Origin of the sequence: Streptomyces zhaozhouensis (genome assembly GCF_900230195.1) — a bacterium.
Taxonomy (GTDB): domain Bacteria; phylum Actinomycetota; class Actinomycetes; order Streptomycetales; family Streptomycetaceae; genus Streptomyces; species Streptomyces zhaozhouensis.
Genome location: NZ_OCNE01000006.1, coordinates 99,493 through 119,638 on the forward strand (window position 1 = coordinate 99,493; position 20,146 = coordinate 119,638).

The window sequence follows — 20,146 nt, forward strand, 5'->3', positions numbered from 1 at the left end:
ACGTTGCGGGGCGGCCGGCGCCTCGCGGTGCCGGCCGCGCGATCGTGCGAAAGGTGGAGCGGTCGACTCAGGCGGCGTAGGGACTGGCCTCGCGCGCGGCGCGCAGCGCGTCCCCCCACCAGACGATCTGGTCGAGCAGCCCGTGGGCGGCCTTCGCGCAGGCGGCCTCGTCGTCGGGGCGGCCGGAGGCGTCGAACCAGTTCCACGGGTGGTGGAAGCTGACCGCCCGACGCACGGTGACCGCGTGCAGCTCGGCGAAGACCCCGCGCAGTTGCTCGACGGCGCGCAGCCCGCCGCCGACGCCGCCGTAGGAGACGAAGCCGACCGGCTTGGCCTGCCACTCGCCGAAGTGCCAGTCGATGAGGTTCTTCAGCGCGGCGGGGAAGCTGTGGTTGTACTCCGGGGTGATCACCACGAAGGCGTCGGCCTCGGCCAGCCGGCCGGCGACCGTGGCCAGCCGTTCCGCGACCTCGGGGGCGACCTCCTCCGGCCGCGTCGCCATGTCCAGCGGCAGCGGCACGTCGGCCAGGTCGAGCCGGTCGACGACCACGTCGCCCCGGCCCCCGGCCCGTTCCTGGGCGACCCCGGTGAACCAGTCGGCCACGGTCGGCCCGAAACGGCCGTCCCGCACGCTGCCGAGGATCACGGCCAGCCGCAGCGGCCTGGTCCGCGCCGTGTCGGTGGGAGAGGCGGCGGTGGCGAGGGCGGTGGACATGGCTGACCTCCAGGGTTTACGCGCGAAGCGTGCTCGAAGCGCGGGGAGCCCTTCGCTCCCCGGCACGCTCACAAGCCTGGAATCTCAACCCAACTTGAAGTCAAGCCTCGGCCCCAACTCCCCCTCGACGCGGCGGACATGGGGCCCCCTTCCGCATGTTCGCCAATCCGGTTACCGATCAGTAGGATGCCTCTGAGCTATCGTGCATCCGCCCGCCCGTCCGCAGGTCCGAGGAGCCACCATGCAACTCGCCGCGATCGTCATCTCGCTGACGCTCACCGCGGTCGCCGTCGCGCTGTTCAGCCGAGCCGCCGTGGAGATCGTCCGCTTCCTCCGTCTGGGCCAGCCGGTGCCCGAGGGCACGCGGACCGACGACCCGAAGGCCCGCTCGGTGACGCTGGCCAAGGAGTTCGTCGGCCACACCCGGATGAACCGCTGGGGCGTGGTCGGCGTCGCGCACTGGTTCGTCGCGGTCGGCTTCCTCACCCTCGGGCTGACGATCGTCCAGGCGTACGGGCAGCTCTTCCAGGCCGACTGGGTGCTGCCGGTGATCGGCGGCTTCCTGCCGTACGAGATGTACATCGAGTTCATCGCGGCCATGACGGTGCTCGGCATCGCCACCCTGATCGTGATCCGGCTGCTCAGCCTGCCGAGCCGCCCCGGGCGCAAGTCCCGCTTCACCGGCTCCACCGCCTGGCAGGCGTACTTCGTCGAGTACGTCATCCTGATCATCGGCCTGGCGATTCTCGTGCTGCGCGGCCTGGAGGGCGCGCTGCACCACGTGGACGGCTACGACCCGGCGTACTTCGTCACCTACCCGCTGGTCGCCGCGTTCGACGGCCTCTCCGCCGGCACCCTCCAGAACCTGGTCTACCTGGCCGCCCTGATCAAGCTCGGCACCACCATGACCTGGGCGATCACCGTCGCGCTCAACACGGACATGGGCGTGGCCTGGCACCGCTTCCTCGCCTTCCCCAACATCTGGTTCAAGCGGAACGCGGACGGCGACCCGGCGCTGGGCGCGCTGCTGCCGATGACCTCGGGCGGCAAGCCGATCGACTTCGAGACGGTCTTCGACGACGAGGACGCGGAGGAGGAGCCGCAGTTCGGCGTCTCGCAGGTCGAGCACTTCTCCTGGAAGGGCCTGCTGGACTTCTCCACCTGCACCGAGTGCGGGCGTTGCCAGTCCCAGTGCCCCGCGTGGAACACGGGCAAGCCGCTCTCCCCCAAGCTGCTGGTCATGTCGCTGCGCGACCACGCGCACGCCAAGGCGCCCTACCTGCTGCCCGGCGCCGACGAGGCCGCCCTGACCGAGGCCGGCGACGGCCCGGTCCCCGAGCACCAGCGCCCGCTGGTCGGCACCGCCGAGCAGCACGGCGTGATCGACCCCGACGTGCTCTGGTCCTGCACCACCTGCGGCGCCTGCGTCGAGCAGTGCCCGGTGGACATCGAGCACGTCGACCACATCGTCGACATGCGCCGCTACCAGGTGATGATCGAGTCCGCGTTCCCCAGCGAGGCCGGCACCATGCTGAAGAACCTGGAGCGCAAGGGGAACCCGTGGGGCCTGGCGAAGAAGAAGCGCCTGGAGTGGACCAAGGAGGTCGACTTCGAGGTCCCCGTCGTCGGCAAGGACGTGGAGAGCCTCGCCGACGTCGACTACCTCTACTGGGTCGGCTGCGCCGGCGCCCTGGAGGACCGCGCCAAGAAGACGACCAAGGCGTTCGCGGAGCTGCTGCACATGGCCGGCGTCCGGTTCGCCATCATGGGCGGCGACGAGGCGTGCACGGGTGACTCGGCCCGCCGCCTGGGCAACGAGTTCCTCTTCCAGCAGCTCGGCGAGCAGAACGTGTCGGCGCTGAAGGAGGCCGGCGCGAAGAGGATCGTCGCGACCTGCCCGCACTGCTTCAACACCATCGCCAACGAGTACCCGCAGCTCGGCGGCGAGTTCGAGGTGATCCACCACACCCAGCTGCTCCAGCACCTGGTCGACGAGGGCAAGCTCACCCCCGTCACCCCCGTCGAGGGCCTGATCACCTACCACGACCCCTGCTACCTGGGCCGGCACAACAAGGTCTACACCCCGCCCCGCGAGATCATCGGCCGCGTCCCCGGCCTGCGGAACGAGGAGATGCACCGCCACAAGGAGCGCGGCTTCTGCTGCGGGGCCGGCGGCGCGCGGATGTGGATGGAGGAGCGCATCGGCAAGCGGGTCAACGACGAGCGGGTCGACGAGGCGCTCGCCCTGGACCCGGACATCGTCTCCACGGCCTGCCCGTTCTGCCTGGTCATGCTGAGCGACTCGGTCAACGGCAAGAAGAACGACGGCAAGGCGAAGGAGGAGCTGCGGGTGGTGGACGTGGCCCAGCTGCTGCTGGACTCGGTCCGCACCCCGGGCCCGGACGAGGCGCCGAGCGACGAGCCGGCGCCGGAGCCGACGCCCGAACCGACCGGAAGCTGACGGTCTGGGGGTTCGCTCCGGGGGATCCCGGAGTCCGAGGCCCCGAGGAGAAGGTACGTTCTAGGGCGTGGCCGGATTCCGAAGGAAGCGCGACGAGCAGTATCCGCAGGGTGGTTACCCCTCTCCACCGGGACAGGGGTACCCGCCGGGGCCCCCGCCCCACGCGGGCGCCCAGCCCTATCCGCACGGTGGTTACCCCCCGGACGACGACTACGCGGACGGTGCGCACACCGGTTACTACCCGGCGGTGCCGCAGGGCGGCGACGGCCACGCCGACGACGGGTACGGCGCCCCGGCGCCGCAGGGCGGCCCCCAGCCGCCGGCCGGGCCGCCGCCGGACCCGCTGACCTGGCGGCCGCTGCTGACGGGCATCGTCTTCAAGCCCAGCGGCACGTTCTGGACGATGCGCGACTACCAGATGTGGTGGCCGGCGCTGATCGTCAGCTTCCTCTACGGGCTGGTCGCCGTCTTCGGCCTCGACGACTCCCGCGACACCATCCTGGAGACCACGATCTCCAGCCTGATCCCGTATCTGCTGTTCACCGGCGTCGCGATGGTGCTGGGAGCCCTGGTGCTGAGCACCGTCACCCACCACCTGGCGCGCCAGTTCGGCGGCAACGGCCTGTGGGCGCCGACCGCCGGCCTCGCCATGCTGATCATGACGCTGACGGACGTACCCCGGCTGGCGCTCGCCCTCTTCCTGGGCGGCGGCAACCCGGCGGTGCAACTGCTGGGGTGGGCGACCTGGCTCTACGCGGGGCTGCTCTTCACCATGATGGTCAGCCGCTCCCACGAGATCGCCTGGCCCAGGGCGCTGGCCGCCTCCGGCATCCAACTGCTCGGAGTGCTGATGCTGATCAAGCTCGGCACCCTCTGACCCCGGCGGAGCCCCCGGCTGACCCCGGCGGAGCCCCCGGGAGACGTTCCCCACCCACCCTGGCCTCGCCCGGCCCACGCCGGCCGGGGCCTCTTCGGTAACCTCGGGGGGTGCTTCTGTCAGACAAGGACATCCGGGCCGAAATCGACGCGGGCCGGATGCGGATCGACCCGTTCGACCCCGCGATGGTCCAGCCCTCCAGCATCGACGTCCGACTCGACCGGTACTTCCGGGTGTTCGAGAACCACCGCTACCCGCACATCGACCCCTCGGTCGAGCAGCCGGACCTGACGCGGATGATCGAACCCAAGGGCGACGAGCCGTTCATCCTCCACCCCGGGGAGTTCGTGCTGGCCTCCACGCTGGAGGTCATCACCCTCCCGGAGAACCTGGCCTCCCGACTGGAGGGCAAGAGCTCCCTCGGCCGGCTCGGGCTCCTCACCCACTCCACGGCCGGATTCATCGACCCGGGCTTCTCGGGCCATGTCACGCTGGAGCTGTCCAACGTGGCGACCCTGCCGATCAAGCTCTGGCCGGGGATGAAAATCGGCCAGCTCTGCGTCTTCCAACTGACCTCCCCCGCGGAGAACCCCTACGGCTCCACCGGCGCCGGCTCCCGCTACCAGGGGCAGCGGGGGCCGACGCCGTCGAGGTCATACCTGAACTTCCACCGCACCGACGTCTGAGCCGGTCACCGGCACGACACTGCGCATCCGCGCACACCGCGGACACCGCAACAACCGCCCGGGTCCGATCCGTTCACTCCCCAACTGCGGCATGGGAAAGCGCTCGGTACGGAACACATGTCCCTCAACACAACGAACGACGGTAACGACGGCGGCACCAGACAACGTGGCAATCTCCCTGCGTCCTGCGTCCTGACAACGCACGCCACCCTAGGCGACCACCCCACCACCCCCACGCCGGCACTCCGACGTCCCCGCGCCTCGCCGAGATGGGGTACCCTGTGACAGCGGAACGCCCCTCGGGGGCGGTTCAGGCGGGCGTAGTTTAATGGTAGAACATGAGCTTCCCAAGCTCAGAGCGCGAGTTCGATTCTCGTCGCCCGCTCTTGTAGGCAAGGCCCAGGTCAGCGACCCGGGCCTTGTTCTTTGGGTCCTCCTGTGCCCGACCGCCTTGGTCCCGTCGGTCACCCGTTGCTCGCGTCGACTTCTCTGAGTAGTGTTTCGTCCGCTTTGGGGAGAGCGGCCTGGGGGGATCATGGCGCGACCGTCTGATTGGTCACCGGTGGACATGGATCGGGACCCGACGCCGGGTGATCCGGACGAGGTCCGGGAGCTGGCGGATGAGTTGGAGGAGTTCGCCGACGACGTCGGTGAGGCGCTCGGCAAGATCCGGGGCATGGCGGGCGAGCGGGCCATGTTGGAGTGGGCGGGGCTGTCGGCGGACGCGTTCCGGCGTGAGTTCGACGGCGTTCCGGACAACCTCACCAAACTCGAGGACTCCTACTCCCTGTGCGCCCAGGCGCTGCACACCTACTGGCCCAAGCTCCAGACCGCGCAGGGCATGGCCGACCGCGCCCTGGACCGCGCCGTCACCGCCCAGGCCGACCTCGCCTCCGCCCAGACCGCGCTCGGCGACGCCACCGACTGGGTCGGCCGCGCCGGCGACGAAGCCGAACGCCTCCAACGCGAAGGCGAACGCGACAACGTCGAACCACCCGACGAGGCCGACGTCCGCGCCGCCACCCGCGACCAACAGGCCGCCGAAGCCGCCGCCGGCGCCGCCCAAAGCAGAGTCGACGACGCCCAGGAACGCCTGACCGCGGCCCGCCAACTCGCCCTCGACGCGCAGGAGATGCGCGAGGAAGCAGCGCGCCAGTGCGCCCGCGACATCGACGAGGCGAGCGACGCCGGCATCCAAAACCGCCGCTGGTGGGAGAAGGCCATCAAGTGGGTGACCGACAACTGGGACACCCTGGTCGAGATATGCAAGGTCATCGTCGCCGTCCTCGGCATCGTGGTGATGATCATCGGCGGCCCTCTCGCCTGGGTGGTGCTGGCGGCAGCGCTGGTCGTCCTCGCCGACACCCTCATCAAATACGCCAGAGGAGAAGCCGGACTCCTCGACGTCGCCTTCGCCGCACTCGACTGCATCCCCGGCATGAAAGGCCTCACCACCCTCGGCGGCCTCGCCCGGGGGCTCCGGTCAGCGGCACGAACCGGACTGAGAGGCATATCCTCCGGTGTCCAGGGAATGGGGCAGGGGTTGCGCCACCTGGGGCGCGAGTTCCGGCGGCTCCTCTGCAAGAACGACCCCATCGACATGGCCACCGGCGAAGTGGTGATGTCCGTCACCGACGTGGAGCTGTCCGGCAAGTTGGACCTGCTGTTCCGCCGGGTGCACCGATCCGGTGTGGCCAACGGTGTCTGGCTTGGACCTGCCTGGTTCTCCACCCTTGACCAACGGTTGGTCCTGGACGACAACGGCGTGCGGTTCTTCGCAGAGGACGGCATGGTGCTGCACTACCCGGTTCCGCTTCCCGACGGGGAGACCCCAGTGATGCCGGTGGAGGGACCGCGTTGGGGCCTGCTGTGGGACGGCGAGTCCCACGGCCAGCTGACGGTTCGGCAGTACGAGAGCAACCGGACGCTGCACTTCGAACCGGTGGCCAGCGATGCGAGCCAGCTCTCCCTGGTCGCTGTCGCCGACCGCAACGGCAACAGGCTGGACGTGCGGTATGACCCGGCCGGCCTCCCCGTACTGCTGGAACACACGGGGGGCTACCGAGTAGGACTGACCATCCGGAGTGGACGGCTTCGCGAGCTGGTCATGCTGAGCGCCCCGGAACAACCCGTGCTCCGGCGCTACGAGTACACCAGCGACGGTGAGTTGAGCGGCGTGCGGAACGCCTCCGGGCACCTGTTCACGCTGCGTCACGACGCCCACCGGCGACTCACCGGCTGGCAGGATCGCAACGGCAACTCGTTCACGTACAGCTACGACGAACGGGGCCGCTGTATTCGAACGGGTATGCCGGACAGCACGCTGCGCAGCACCATCGCTTACCCGGACGGCACCGGAACGACCGAGTACACCGATTCTCTTGGCAATGTGACGTTGTTTCGGTTCGACGACGCCTATCGGTTGGAGAGCGAGACCGGCCCTCTGGGCCACGTCACCCGGTATCGCTATGACCGTTATGACAACCTGCTTCGGCGCACGGACCCGTTGGGCCGGACAGCGGAGTACGCCTACGACGAGTGGGGGCAGTTGGTCTGGTGCCGTCGTCCGGACGGGGGCGAAGTCACCATCACGTACGCGGCTCCGGGCCTGGAGGCGCGGGTGGTGGAAGCCGACGGCTCGGTACGCGAGCAGACGTTCGACGGGGCGGGCAACCGCACCTCGTACACAGATCCGTCGGGGGCCACCGTGCGTTACGGCTACGGCCCCCGGGGGATGCTGAAGTCGATCACCGATCCCTCGGGAGCCATCACTCACATCGAGTGCGACGCGGCGGGCCTGCCGATCAGTTCGGTGGGTCCGCTTGGGCAGACGTCCGCGGAACAGCGTGACGCCTTCGGGCGGCCGGTGCTGGTCGAACAACCGGACGGCACGCTGTTCCGGCTCCGGTGGGACGCCGAGGGACACCTGGTCGCGGCCACGGATGCCGCCGGCCACACCCGCACATGGGAGTATGACGGGCAGGGCAACCGCGTCGCCTACACGGACCCCGGCGGTGCCGTACACCGGGCCGTGTACAACGCCTTCGGCCAGCGCGTCAGCAGCACGGCGCCTGACGGTACCGAGACCAGGTACGAGCGGGACAGCGAACTGCGACTGGTCCGTGTCGTGGCTCCCGACGGCAAGGAATGGCGAAGGAGCTACGACGAGGCCGGTCGGCTCGTCGCGGAGTTCGACTTCGACGGCCGCGCGACCACCTACTCCCACGACGCCGCGGACCAGCTGGTGTCCCGGACGAACGCCTCGGGACAGGAGGTGCGGTACCAGCGGGATCCACTGGGGCGAATCGCGGTCAAGGAGTCCGGAGGGGACCGCACCGAGTTCCGCTACGACCGACTGGGACGACTTCAGTCGGCGGCTGGGCCAGGGTCCGAGTTGCGCCTCGACCGGGACTCGGTGGGGCGCGTCATCGCCGAGCACCACAACGGCCGGACACTGCACCAACGCTTCGACAGGGCGGGACGGTTGGTCTCACGCACCACGCCGAGCGGGCACCACACGAGGTTCGTACATGACGCGGCAGGTCGGCGCACGTGCCTCGTCTCGAACGAGGTCAGCACGGAGTTCGACTACGACGCGATGGGGCGCGAGGTCGGGCGCCACGTGCGCCAGGGCCCCACGTTGCGGCAGGAGTGGTCAGGCGAGGGGTGGTTGACCAGGCAGACCATGACCGCCCCGGACGGTCGGTCCAGCGAGCGTGGCTTCGTCTATGGTCCGAATGGCCTGCTGAGGGAGTTGCACGACGACACACGCGGGCGGCTGACGCTCGACAGCGACCCGCTGGGCCGGGTCACGGCCGTGACAGGCGAGGACTGGTGGGAGAGCTACACCTACGACTCCAGGGGCTACCAGACGAGGGCTGCCTGGGTGGGTGACGAGGATGCCGGCGTGGCGGGCGAACGAATCCACGAGGGAAGCCTGTTGCTGTGCGCGGGCGACACCACCTTCGACTACGACCCTGCCGGCCGCACCGTGCGGCGCACGCGGCGCCACGGTTCCCGTCCGCCCTCGGTGTGGCAGTACAGCTGGAACGCGGAGGACCAGCTCACGGAAGTGCGAACGCCGGAGGGCGATGTTTGGGAGTACCGCTACGACCCACTTGGCCGTCGGCTCGCCAAGTGGCGGCGGGACGCTGGGGGCCGAGCCGTCGACCGCACGGAGTACGTCTGGGCTGGCACCACCCTGGTGGAGCAGACGGAGTTCTCTGGTTCGGCGGCACCGCGCACTACCTCGTGGGACTACATGGCTGGCGTCCCCATCGCGCAGACCGTCACGACCGGTGCGCTGAGGCTGGACGAGCAGCAGGACTATGACCGTGCGTTCTACAGCATCGTCAGCGACCTCGTGGGGACGCCAACTCACCTCGTCGACACGCGCGGTGACGTCGTGTGGCGTAACGGCGCCTCCCTGTGGGGCGTTCCGGTCCCTGACCGTGGGGGGGAGTTCCAAGGCGATTCCGCCGACTGCCCTCTTCGCTTTCCGGGACAGGTCTTCGACGCCGAGAGTGGCCTGCACTACAACCACTACCGGTACTACGACCCTTCCGTCGCCCGGTACTGCACTCCCGACCCACTCGGCCCACGACCACAGATCAATCACTACGGGTACGTCCCCAATCCGCTGCACTGGAGGGACCCGCTCGGACTTGAGGGCGACGGCTACCTGTACCGCGGTCTCTGCCGCGACCACTACAAGTTCTCCGAGGGCATGGAGGGACGAGCGGTGCCTCTGGGGGGCGACGCGGACGCCGCCCTACACAACGGCGGGAATACCAACAGTAATCTCACCTCCTGGACCACTGACTTCGAAGATGTGGCCCTGGACGCGGCCGACGAGATGGGCCCAGGAGGCATCGTGCTGAGAATTCCCGAGGACCACGTTCCCGCCGACCGATTCGTCGAGTCGCAAGATATCTACGGCGAGAGCGAGTATCTCATCCGGGACGAGGTCACCGGCGCGGAAGTCACCACGGACCGGGGAAGGTCGTGGTTCCAGTGTCCGGGCTGAGCCAGTTGAACCAGCGGGTCACCGAGGCCGTGGCATCGTACGAGCAGTCGCCGGCCCTGGCCTCCCTGCTGGTGACAGTGACCCACGTGCGGGGTACTGACAGGGACATTTCTGTCGATTCCCTGCGCCGCACCTACCGCCGAAGGGGGAACCGGCTTCCCGCCGGCTCGCCGTTGCGGCAGGAGGTCGAGGCTCTGCTGCACAGGCTCGACGAACTCGACGGCGCTCCAGTGAAGCTGGTGACAGTCACGGGCAGTACGGGCGCGACGACCCTGGTGCTGCTCGACCGACATATGTCCCGGGTGCTCTTCTGGTCGCCCATGTGGGTAGCGGGCTAGAGTCTGTCGAAATGTTGTGTTCACTGGGTGGGGCGCGGGCTGCGATTAACACGGGGAAACCGGAGAGCCTAGCCACGGGCGGCGACGTGGACGGGGCCAACACAAGAAGCGCCAGCGGATGAGAGCGGCCACAATGGTCCAGACTCCGTGCCCGATGCGTGCCCGTGCTGTCGGTCCCAATCGGTCACCGGCGGCATGTCGGGGAAGGGTGATCCAGCCAATCGCAGCAGGTCTACATGGGGTTTCGCCGCACAGTACCTCTGATTCCCAAGCTCAGAGCGCGAGTTCGATTCTCGTCGCCCGCTCTTAGCGTGAAGGCCCAGGTCAGGGACATGATCCCCAGCCTGGGCCGTTGTGTTGTCTAGTCCGATGCACGAGCCGTGTGCCAAATGGCCCGGCGGTGGGTCAGTTTGGCTCCCCATCCGCAGGCATCGGAAGCGGTTCATGGTGATGCCACAACAGGTGTTTGTCGTCATGCCGCAGCTCCGCGTCGCCCCACTCAACGCGCACCACACCCCGTTCCATCGAACAGGCGTAGGCCAGGAGAACCAGCCTGGTGTCCGGACTGATCCGGAGAAGATCCCGGTGAACCTCGGCCTCCCGAAGCTCGTCCAGCCCCAGATCCAACTCTGCCTGCACAGGCTCCGGGCCATGCCGGCGAATCAGGTCGGCCCGGAACCCGGTCGCGCGGCGGAGATGCGCCTCCGTTACGGGCACGTCCTTCTTTGCATACCGGAGGGGGTAGAGGAGATAGCCTGCGACGATCATGACCGTTCGCCCCTGGAGACGGGCAGGGGCTGCCTCCGGCAGATTCTCCAGGCCAGCGGTCAACTCCTCGTACTGCGCAGCGTACAGGCCGTGCCCGTACGCCTCCAGAGTCTGCGTCCCCACTCCCTGATGTCCGTGCTTGGCCCGCTGGTGGGCTCGGACCAGACATCGCGGTATTTCGCGCGCCAGCGGTTCCGTCAAATCGTTGAAGATCTTGCGCGCCCACGTCACAGCAGGGCCTTGGTCCACAACGGCCTTCCCTCCCGCGCATACGACACTGTCAGGGACATACCACTTCATGTATGACTTTGGCGGTTGGCGTCGCCAACGACAAGAGCGCGTCTCTCCACCTCGAAGCGCGGAGATATGGTTCAGGTACCATAACCATATGGCTTTGAAGAAGACGACCGTCATGGTCGACGAGGAAGATCTCGCGCTGATCAAGGAAGCCGCCGCGCGGGAGGGCCGGCCCGAGTCGGAGTACTTCCGGGAGGCGTTCCACGTCGCGGCCCTGCGTACCCGGCGTTGGGACGACGACTGGGACATTCCTCGCCTGGACTTCGGCGGACCGGTCACCGACGAGGACATCGACCGAGCGGTCTCGGACGGCGTGGCGGACGCCGAATGATCGTCGTCGGCGACACGTCCGGCCTGGTGGCCGCCCTCAACACCTCGGATCCCGAGCACAAGTCGGCCCGCACCGCCATGCGCCAGGCCGCGCTCACCGTCGTGTCACCACTGGTGATCCTGGAGATCGAGCACATCACCACGCGCAACGTCGACCGCGAGGCAGCGCATACCGTCAACGACTGGTTGTTGGCACAGGAGCGGACCGGCCGTGTTGCCGTTCCCGGGCTGTCCGCCGACGCCCTGCGCAAGGCCCGCAAGGTCCAGGCCCGCTACGCGGCCCTGCGACTCGACCTCACCGACGCGGTGAACGTCGTCCTGGCCGAAGCTTACGACACCGAGACCGTCCTGACCCTCGACCGCCGCGACTTCAGGGCCATCACCCCACTCACCGGCAACCACGCCTTCCGGCTGCTGCCCGACGACCTGTAGCTGCCCGGAGCCTCCGTGCCAGACGCGTGCCAGAAGGCTCAGGGAACCACGGCCGATCACGGGGCACTGCCAAGCCCGCAGAGCACCCGATTGAGGTCACGTTTATACAGGTCAGGTGGTACGCCGGGCCGTTCCGTACGGTGATTCCCAAGCGCAGAGCGCGAGTTCGATTCTCGTCGCCCGCTCTCACGGTTAAAGCCCAGGTCAGCGACCTGGGCCCTGTTCTTTGTGCCCCCATGTACCCGACCGTCTCAGAACGAGTACCTTGTCCGGGACGAGGTCACCGGCGCGGAAGTCACCGCGGACCGGGGAAGGTCGTGGTTCCGGTGTCCGGGCTGAGCCGGTTGAACCAGAGGGTCACCGAGGCTGTGGCATCGTACGAGCGGTCGCCGGCCCTGGCCTCCCTGCTGGGAACAGTGCCCCACGTGCGGGGTGCTGACAGGGACATCCCCGTCGACTCGCTGTGCCACACCTACCGCCGAAGGCGGAACCGGCTTCCCGCCGGCTCGCCGTTGCGGCAGGAGGTCGAGGCTCTGCTGCACAGGCTCGACGAACTCGACGGCGCTCCGGTGAAGCTGGTGACCGCCACGGGTGGTTCGGGCGCGACGACCCTGGTCCTGCTCGATCGACGTATGGGCAAGGTGCTCTTCTGGTCGCCCATGTGGGTCGCGGGGCAGGTGTATTGGCCACGTTTGGATCTTCGCTGATCAGGGGGCGGCTCCCCCAGCCCTGCGGCTGGAAGGAGGGGACCCTACGACGCGGTACATCGCGAGGCGCCGGATCGCTGCTCGTACGTTGGGGGCGTTCCCGGACGAAGCCTGGGGAGGTCATGCCCCCGCGAAGATCCGAACGAGACGACCCGGCCTTGGACTTCGCCGCTTCGATCAACCCCAGGCCCTCCACGAACGGGGCGGCGGGAGGGTCCCGGAGCCGCTGCGTGTGTGTCTTCACCAAGTGGAGCAGCGGCTCCGGTTGGCCGTGGGAGAGTCCGTCGGCCGGCGTCCTCGCGTGCGGGATGACGCGGTTGTCGTGGGCTGCGCCGGCCAGGTGCCTGCCGTTGCGCGGGCGGCGAGTTCGGCGGGCAGGTCCCGCGTGACGCGCCCCCTCAGGACCCCTGGGTTCACCGGCGGCGTCCGGTTCCGGCCGGCGGGTTCCTACTGGGCGTTGATCGACTGGAGCATGTTGAGTCGGGCGGCCCGACGGGCCGGCCAGATGGCGGCCAGAACCCCGATGGCCAGGGCCGTCAGCAGGAAGAGTCCGAGGCTGACCCAGGGCAGGACCGTTTCGTATGTCGCCAGGGAGGACTTGGTGAGGTTGCCGCTGGCCCAGGCGATGAAGATGCCGAGGCCGATGCCGAGGACGGCGCCGAAGAGGCAGATCACGACGGACTCCAGGCGCACCATCTGCCGGATGTCGGTGCGGTCGAGGCCGATGGCGCGGAGCAAGCCGATCTCGCGGGTCCGCTCGAAGACGGACATGGCGAGGGTGTTGACGACACCGAGCACCGCGATCAGGACGGACATGCCGAGCAGTCCGTAGATCATGTTGAGAAGGCCGGCGATGCCGCCGGCCTCTTCCTGGGTGATCTCCTCCCGGGTCTGCACCTGGAGCAGCGGGCTGTTGTCCAGGGCCTGCCGGATGTCCAGGTCGAGGCCGGCGGCCTGACCGGACTCGGCCTTGACGTAGACGCTGTCGTACGTGTCGGACGAGCTGTGGGGCATGACCTGGTCCAGGGTGCCCAGCGCGCCGTCGATGGCGCGGTTCTCCTGGTAGACACCGACGATCGTCAGCCGCTGCACCTGGGCATCGCTGTCGCCGCCCAGCTCGGCGTCCACCGTGTCGCCGTGGGACAGGCCGGCCCGCTCGGCCAGGTCCTCGGAGATCGCGATCCGGCCGGGGCCGACGGCGTCGGGGGAGCCGCTGGTGTAGGTCAGGTCAGTGACGTTCCGGAGCTGCGCGGGGTCGGCGCCGGTGATCGTGGTGAACTCGCCGTTCAGGTCCAGCGGCGCGGTGACGAGGGCGGCCGTGTCGGCGACGCCCGGCACGTTCTCGACGCGGTCGCCGAGTTCGGTGTCCAGGCCCTCGCGGATGGAGACCTTGTAGTCGGCGGTCAGCCCCTCGACAGCCCCCTTCTCGATGGCCTTCTCGGTGGAGGTGCCGGCCACGCTCAGGCCGGTGATGAGAGTGAGGCCGATCATTAGGGCGGAGGCGGTGGCGGCGGTACGGCGGGGGTTGCGCAGCGCGTTCTCGGTGGCGAGCTTGCCGTTGGCGCCGAAGAGCCGGGTGGTGAACCAGCCGGCGAGCGAGACCAGGGGCCGCGACAGCAGCGGCGCGAGCATGATCACGCCGATCAGGAGGATCACGGAGCCGAACATCGCGATCATGAAGTCGCCCTCGTCGCCGCTGTCCAACCTGTGGACGTTCAGCATCACCAGCACGCCCACGCCGGTCACGGCGCCACCGAGCCCGTTGCGGATCGTCATGGAGCGGGCCGGCGGTGCCTGGTCGACGGTGCTCAGCGCCTCGACCGGAGGGATCTTCGCGGCCTTGCGCGCCGGCAGCCAGGCGGCGAAGACGGTGACGCCGACGCCGACCACGAGCGACCACAGGAGCGCGCCGGTGGAGACCACCAGGGAGCCGTCGGGCAGACCGGCGCCGCCGGCGTTGAGGAGCGGGCGCATACCGGTGGCGATGCCGAGGCCGATGGCGAACCCGGCGACGGAGGCGACGAGTCCGAGGAGGGTGGCTTCGACGAGGACCGAACGCACGACCTGCCGGCGGGTGGCGCCGACGGCGCGCATCAGGGCGACCTCGCGGCTGCGCTGGGCGATCAGCATGGAGAAGGTGTTGGCGATGATGAAGACGCCGACGAAGAGCGCGATCCCGGCGAAGATCAGCAGCATCTGGGTCATCGCCCGGGTGGCCTCGGTGATCTGCCGGGCCTGGTCCTCCGCGAGCTGGGCGCCGCTGGTGGCCTCTGCCCCCTCGGCGGGCAGCAGGTCGCGGATCTCGGTGGTCAGGGTCTCCTCGTCGGTGCCGGGCGTGGAGCTCACCAGCAGTTCGTCGAACTGCCCGTCGTGGAGGAAGAGCTGCTGGGCGGTCGGGGTGTCGAAGAGGACGAGGGAGCCGCCGGCGTTCACGCGCGGGTCGTCGGTGGAGACGGTGCCGACCAGGGTCTTCTCCAGGGCGGGACCGTCGGTGGCGAAGCGGACCGTGTCGCCGATCCGGTAACCGGACTCGTCGGCGGTGCGGTCGGCCAGGGCGATCTCGTCCTCGGCGGCGGGCCCGCGACCGGCGGTGATCGGGAAGCGGCTGTCCTGGCCGTCCGCCTCGTCGGCGGCGTAGTTGGTGGCCAGGTTCTGCCAGAAGTACTCCACGTTCAGCGGGTTGCCGTCCTTGTCGGCGAGGGTGGCCCAGCCGTTGACTGTGGGGTGGACGGAGGCGACGCCGGGCAGGGCGCGGATCTCGTCCGCGAGGTCGCTGGTGAGGGCGGTTCTGCGGCCCTCCTCGTCCTCGTCACGGTCGTCGCCCGGCACGTACTCGGCCGTCACGGACACGGCGACGCCCTGGAGGTTCCGGCTGGAGGCATCGCGGAAGGCCTGGGCGACCGTGTCGCCGAAGACGAGGGTGCCGGAGACGAAGGCCACTCCGAGCATGACTGCGAGGGTGGTCATGGCCAGTCGGGCTTTGTGCGCGAAGACGTTGCGCAGAGCGGTACGCAGCATGATGTCTCAGTCCTGGATCGTATGGCGGGGCCGCGCTCGCGCGGCGGGAGTCCGTGGGGCTGGCCGGCGTCAGGTGGTGCGGTCCTTGGCCTTGAAGAGGCCCATCCGGTCCAGGACGCTCTCCGCGGTGGGTCCCAGCAGTTCGTCGGTGAGGCGGCCGTCGGAGAGGAAGACGACTCGGTCGGCGTAGGCCGCGGCCACCGGGTCGTGGGTCACCATCACGACGGTCTGGCCCAACTCCCGGACGGACTCGCTCAGGAAGCCGAGGATCTCGGCTCCGGAGCGGGAGTCCAGGTTGCCGGTCGGTTCGTCGGCGAAGATGATCTCGGGCCGGGAGGCGAGGGCCCGGGCGACGGCCACACGCTGCTGCTGGCCGCCGGAGAGCTGCGCGGGACGGTGGGAGAGCCGCCCGGAGAGGCCCACGGTGTCCACGATCGTGTCGAGCCACTGCCGGTCCGGCCTGCGCCGCGCGATGGTCATCGGCAGCGTGATGTTCTCCAGAGCGGTCAGCGTGGGCAGCAGGTTGAAGGCCTGGAAGACGAAACCGACGCTCTCACGCCGGAGTTTGGTGAGCTGGCGGTCGCCGAGAGTGGAGAGTTCCGTGTCACCGATGCGCGCCGAACCGGCGGTGATCGCGTCGAGCCCGGCCATGCAGTGCATCAGGGTCGACTTGCCCGAGCCGGAGGGGCCCATGATCGCGGTGAACCGGCCGCGCGCGAAACCGACCGAGACGCCGTCGAGGGCGACGACCCGGGTTTCGCCCTCGCCGTAGACCTTGCTCAACTGGGTGGCCTCGGCCGCGGCGACGGTGTGGACGCGGCCGGTGGCTGCTGGGTGCCTGTGCATGTCGGCTCCTGAGGAGTGCGGAAGCGGTTGGGCTGCTTCCATCCTCACGACGCCGCGCCCCGGAAACGTGGGCCTCAGGGCGTGGATACCGGGTCCCCGAAAAGGCAGGCACGGGGCGGTCCCTCCTCCTCGCTGCGGACGGTGGATCTGCCATCCGGCAGAGGAGGCCACCGCCGTCGTCCGCGCCGGGCCACCCGTGGGCGGCCCGTGGCCCGGGACGCGGGCGTGCGCGGCCCGGTCAACGGCGGCTGCTCGCCCAGCGCCTCTCAACTCGGGCTGGAGGATGGCCGGTCCGGGCCAGGGTGGCCGGTCTGCGGCGGGCGGTCAGCGGCGGCCGACACCTCCCGACGAGGCCACGACACCCGTCGACCGACCCGTGGTCGGGATGGTCGGTGTCGGGAGAGTCGGAGGGCGGCGTCGGCGCGGACCACCCCGGCTCGGCACGCCCACCGCACACGCCGGGGAAGCGTCCCCGGGGCTATCGCGCGCCCCGACCGTCCCGGCTCAGGAGACCAACCCCGTCTGGTACGCCAGCACCGCGGCCTGGACGCGGCTCTCCGAGCCCGTCTTCTCCAGGATGGCGCTGACGTGGGTCTTCACCGTGCCCGCGCCGATGTCCAGGCGGCTCCCGATCTCCCGGTTGGCCAGGCCCTGCCCCAACAGGACGAGGACGTCCCGCTCCCGTTGGGTGAGGTTCCCCAGCAGTCGCGCGGCCGTCGGCGAGGCATCGGGGCTCGACGCGGGGTCCGGCACCCCGCGCGCGGTCCGCGGCGTGCCGGTTCCGCCCCTGAGCATGCGGGTGATGACCGCTCCGGTGACGCCGGGCGAGAGGACCGAGTCCCCCACGGCGGCGGCCCGGACAGCGCTGACGAGTTCCTGCGGACCTTCGTCCTTGAGGAGAAAGCCGGCGGCGCCGGACCGCAGCGCGCGTAGCACGTTCTCCTCGTCGCCGAAGGTGGTGAGCATGACGACCTGCGGGCGGGGGTCGAGGGCGACCAGCCGCTCGATCGCGGCGAGCCCGTCGAGTACGGGCATCCGGATGTCGACCAGCGCGACATCCGGACGGGTCTCGGCGGCGAGGCGCACCGCTTCCTCGCCGTTGGCGGCCTCACCGACCACCTCGACGCACTCGGCGTGCCGCAGGATCAGCCGCACGCCGTGGCGGATCATCTCCTCGTCGTCTGCGAGGAGCACGCGGATCGGGCGCTGGTCGTGAGCCGACGGCTCCGTCATAGGGCCTCCCACGGGGGCTTCTGCGACACCATCGGCACGGTGAAGCGGTCGATGGCGGCCAGTTCGTCACCGCGGAAACAGTACCGGGTGATGAGGTAGTGCGCCGCGCCGTCGTAGGTCCAGGCGTCGATCTCGGGATCGTCCCGTACGTGCTGGGGAACGATGTGCTCGCCCGGCAACGAGGGGTAGACGCACCTCGTCACGTCGTCCGGGCGAGCCGGTTCCCGCCCCGTCGCCGCCGCGCGGACCACCGAGCTGTCGCTCCCGACGGCGTCCTCGACCTCCTCGCGGGACATCCCGATCCGGGGATCCTCTGGCGGGACATAGGGACTTCCGGGGCGAGCCGAGTGGAACAGGGCCAGGGAGAGCAACATCAGCACGGCCAGTCCCGCGAGTCCGAGGAGGCCGGTGAGCGCGTTCGCCGCGCGGCGCTGGAACCCGTCGAACGACCGGGCCGGGGGCGGCTGGGGGAGCGGTTCCGGCGCGGGTTCGCCCGTGTCGGCGGGGTCCGCCTCAGGGTCGGGTTCCGGCCGGATATCGGCCGTCACCGCGAAACCTCCGGACGCGGTCGGTCCCGCGTCCAGCGTGCCGCCGAGCAGGGACACCCGCTCCCGCAGACCGGTGAGGCCGCGCCCCGTGCCGAGGCCGGTCGTCGCGGGCGGGGGCGAGGGCGGGGCCCCGTTGCGCACGAGGAGGCCCACCCGGTCGTCGGTGTGGGTGACGGCCACGGTGACGTGGGATCCCGGGGCGTAACGGTGCACGTTGGTCAGGGATTCGCGCACCACGCGGTGCACCGCGCGACGCACCATGGCCGGGCGGACGTCGAGATCGGGTCCGTCCCAGGTGAGTGCGACCGCGATGCCGACCCGTCGCGACTCCTCGGCGAGCGCCTCGATGTCGGCCCGGGTGCCGGTGGCGTCGGTGAGGGCGCCGGTGCCGGTGTCGTCCCGCCCCAGCGGGCCCAGGACCCCCAGTACCTCGCGCAGTTCGCGCATGGCGTCCCCGGTGGCCTTGCGTACCAACGCGGCCTCGTCGCGCAGTTCGGGTGACTCCTTGCCCAACGCCATCTCCAGGCCGCCGGAGTGCAGGGAGATCAGGCTGAGCCGGTGGCCGACGAGGTCGTGCATCTCGGCGGCGATCCGGGACCGCTCGTGGGTGCGGGACTCGCTCTCCGCGAGCCGTCGGGCCTCCTCCGCGGCGGCTGCGCGCTCCCCCAGCGCCCGCAGCAGGCGGTCCTGCTGCCCGCGTGCGGTGCCGACGAGACCGGGGACCAGCAACGTCGTGGCGGCGAGCACGAGCCCGAGCCCGAAGCCGAAGGAGCGGCTGCCGGCCGCGTAGAGCGGTGCGACAACGGCGGCCACGACCACGAGGAGACCGGTCGCGCCGAAGAGCACGGACGTTCTGCGCCGTGCGGAGGCCAGTTGCCTGGCCGTGGTGTAGGCGATCACCGCGACCGGCAGTCCGGCCGCGGGCAGCGCGCCCAGGAAGGCGGACGCGCCCAGGAGGCTGGTGATCGGATAGCGGCGACGGACAGCGAGGAGGACGAGGATGGCGCCGCTGAGGAGGAGAAGAGGCAGGACGGGCGGAGACGGGGTGAAGCCCTCCATCGTTGAGTAGGTGAGCAGCATCAGCAGCCCGGATCCGGTCGTTTCCCAGAGCGCGCGCCACCGCCCGTGCCGCTGCTCACCCGGGGCAGTGAGGAAGCTGTGGGGGGTTGGAGCCATGGCTCAATTGTCGGGTCTGCCAGAGCGGGGTCGCTGGGCCCCGGGGGTGAGGTCGCCTCTCCCGTTCGGCAGAGGCGACCGGTCGCGGGAAGCTGGTGAGGCACGCCGGAGCACCGTGCCGCGTGGCCGCGCGACGACGCGCCCTGCCGCCGACACACCACGCGCCGGCGTGGGCGTGGGTCGTCGTGCCGTCGTGCCGCCGTGCCGCCGTGCCGCCGTGCCGCCGTGCCGCCGTGCCGCCGTGCCGCCGTGCCGCCGTGCCGTCGTGCCGTCGTGCCGTCGTGCCGTCGGCTGAAGATCTACCGCACCGCTCACCGGGAGCGGCGCCGTACTCGCGTCCCGGGGAGCCGGTGAACGCCAACGCCGAGCCGCCGCCACCCGAAAGCCGCGCCCACAGCCTCGGCGAGGACCTGGCCGCAGCGCGACAGGCTTCCTGTCTCCGCTCCGAACACCAGGCGGGGCGAGGACACCGAGTACTGCGCTCGGGGCCGGCGGACTGCCGGCTCCCGTCAGGTGCCGTGCCCGACGCGTGCCCGTCAGAACGCTTACCCGCAGTCGACGGGGTTCCCCAGCGGGGGGTGAACAGGGCACCGAGTGTGACGTTTCAGCAGATCAGTGGCCCGGCAACCGCCGGAGGCGCGATGATTCCCAAGCTGAGAGTGCGAGTTCGATTCTCGTCGCCCGCTCT

15 protein-coding genes and 1 tRNA gene are annotated in these 20,146 nt (G+C 69.9%); 9 read left to right on the forward strand and 7 right to left on the reverse strand.

Going from position 1 to position 20,146, the window contains the following annotated elements:
- Positions 1–67 precede the first annotated feature (67 nt).
- The gene (locus CRP51_RS11455; RefSeq protein ID WP_097230989.1) at positions 68–715 is read right to left on the reverse strand and encodes an NADPH-dependent FMN reductase; all 648 of its coding nucleotides are present in this window, start codon (positions 713–715) and stop codon (positions 68–70) included.
- Positions 716–956: 241 nt separating this feature from the next.
- Here CRP51_RS11455 and CRP51_RS11460 point away from each other — a divergent pair, with 241 nt between their 5' ends.
- From CRP51_RS11460 to dcd, 3 genes are all read left to right on the forward strand, one after another.
- Positions 957–3,176: a (Fe-S)-binding protein gene (locus tag CRP51_RS11460; protein WP_097230990.1), complete on the forward strand. Its 2,220-nt coding sequence runs from the start codon at positions 957–959 to the stop codon at positions 3,174–3,176.
- Positions 3,177–3,243: 67 nt separating this feature from the next.
- Complete coding sequence (locus CRP51_RS11465) at positions 3,244–4,053, forward strand: Yip1 family protein (protein WP_097230991.1); 810 nt, start codon at positions 3,244–3,246, stop codon at positions 4,051–4,053.
- A 110-nt stretch (positions 4,054–4,163) separates the two neighbouring features.
- Entirely contained in the window at positions 4,164–4,739 is a 576-nt protein-coding gene (gene dcd / locus CRP51_RS11470) for a dCTP deaminase (RefSeq protein ID WP_097230992.1), read from the forward strand.
- Here the strand turns inward: dcd and CRP51_RS29465 are convergent.
- Positions 4,707–4,904, reverse strand: coding sequence for a hypothetical protein (locus CRP51_RS29465; protein WP_097230993.1), 198 nt, complete (start codon positions 4,902–4,904; stop codon positions 4,707–4,709). The genes dcd and CRP51_RS29465 overlap by 33 nt on opposite strands.
- A 149-nt stretch (positions 4,905–5,053) precedes the next feature.
- On the opposite strand from CRP51_RS29465, the gene CRP51_RS11480 reads away from it, so the two are divergent.
- The 3 genes from CRP51_RS11480 to CRP51_RS11490 all read left to right on the forward strand — a co-directional run bounded on the left by CRP51_RS11480 (position 5,054) and on the right by CRP51_RS11490 (position 10,103).
- A tRNA-Gly gene (locus CRP51_RS11480) sits at positions 5,054–5,124 on the forward strand.
- 183 nt (positions 5,125–5,307) lie between these two features.
- Positions 5,308–9,765, forward strand: a complete 4,458-nt coding sequence (locus CRP51_RS11485; protein WP_245880534.1) for an RHS repeat-associated core domain-containing protein — start codon at positions 5,308–5,310, stop codon at positions 9,763–9,765.
- Positions 9,744–10,103, forward strand: coding sequence for a hypothetical protein (locus CRP51_RS11490; protein ID WP_139642132.1), 360 nt, complete (start codon positions 9,744–9,746; stop codon positions 10,101–10,103). Before CRP51_RS11485 ends, CRP51_RS11490 begins: the two co-directional genes overlap by 22 nt.
- Before the next feature lie 405 nt (positions 10,104–10,508).
- Here the strand turns inward: CRP51_RS11490 and CRP51_RS11495 are convergent, their stop codons facing one another.
- Complete coding sequence (locus tag CRP51_RS11495) at positions 10,509–11,171, reverse strand: hypothetical protein (protein ID WP_245880528.1); 663 nt, start codon at positions 11,169–11,171, stop codon at positions 10,509–10,511.
- Between the two features lie 88 nt (positions 11,172–11,259).
- Here CRP51_RS11495 and CRP51_RS11500 point away from each other — a divergent pair, with 88 nt between their 5' ends.
- The 3 genes from CRP51_RS11500 (at position 11,260) to CRP51_RS11510 (ending at position 12,637) form a co-directional block, all read left to right on the forward strand.
- On the forward strand, positions 11,260–11,499 hold the full coding sequence (locus CRP51_RS11500; RefSeq protein ID WP_097230997.1) for a ribbon-helix-helix protein, CopG family: 240 nt from the start codon (positions 11,260–11,262) through the stop codon (positions 11,497–11,499).
- On the forward strand, positions 11,496–11,930 hold the full coding sequence (locus tag CRP51_RS11505) for a PIN domain-containing protein (protein WP_097230998.1): 435 nt from the start codon (positions 11,496–11,498) through the stop codon (positions 11,928–11,930). The genes CRP51_RS11500 and CRP51_RS11505 overlap by 4 nt, the downstream gene beginning before the upstream one ends.
- 425 nt (positions 11,931–12,355) lie before the next feature.
- The gene (locus CRP51_RS11510) at positions 12,356–12,637 is read left to right on the forward strand and encodes a hypothetical protein (RefSeq protein ID WP_141514577.1); all 282 of its coding nucleotides are present in this window, start codon (positions 12,356–12,358) and stop codon (positions 12,635–12,637) included.
- Between the two features lie 447 nt (positions 12,638–13,084).
- Here CRP51_RS11510 and CRP51_RS11515 read toward each other — a convergent pair whose 3' ends face one another.
- The 4 genes from CRP51_RS11515 to CRP51_RS11530 all read right to left on the reverse strand — a co-directional run bounded on the left by CRP51_RS11515 (position 13,085) and on the right by CRP51_RS11530 (position 19,458).
- Entirely contained in the window at positions 13,085–15,655 is a 2,571-nt protein-coding gene (locus tag CRP51_RS11515) for an ABC transporter permease (RefSeq protein WP_097231000.1), read from the reverse strand.
- Positions 15,656–15,724: 69 nt separating this feature from the next.
- Positions 15,725–16,501 carry an ABC transporter ATP-binding protein gene (locus CRP51_RS11520; protein ID WP_097231001.1) on the reverse strand — a complete coding sequence of 259 codons (777 nt, stop codon included), beginning with the start codon at positions 16,499–16,501 and terminating at the stop codon, positions 15,725–15,727.
- A gap of 504 nt (positions 16,502–17,005) precedes the next feature.
- A complete protein-coding gene (locus CRP51_RS11525) occupies positions 17,006–17,734 on the reverse strand; it encodes a response regulator (protein WP_097231002.1) in 729 nt (242 codons plus the stop codon).
- Positions 17,731–19,458 carry a sensor histidine kinase gene (locus tag CRP51_RS11530; protein WP_097231003.1) on the reverse strand — a complete coding sequence of 576 codons (1,728 nt, stop codon included), beginning with the start codon at positions 19,456–19,458 and terminating at the stop codon, positions 17,731–17,733. The genes CRP51_RS11525 and CRP51_RS11530 overlap by 4 nt, the downstream gene beginning before the upstream one ends.
- Between the last annotated feature and the right edge of the window lie 688 nt (positions 19,459–20,146).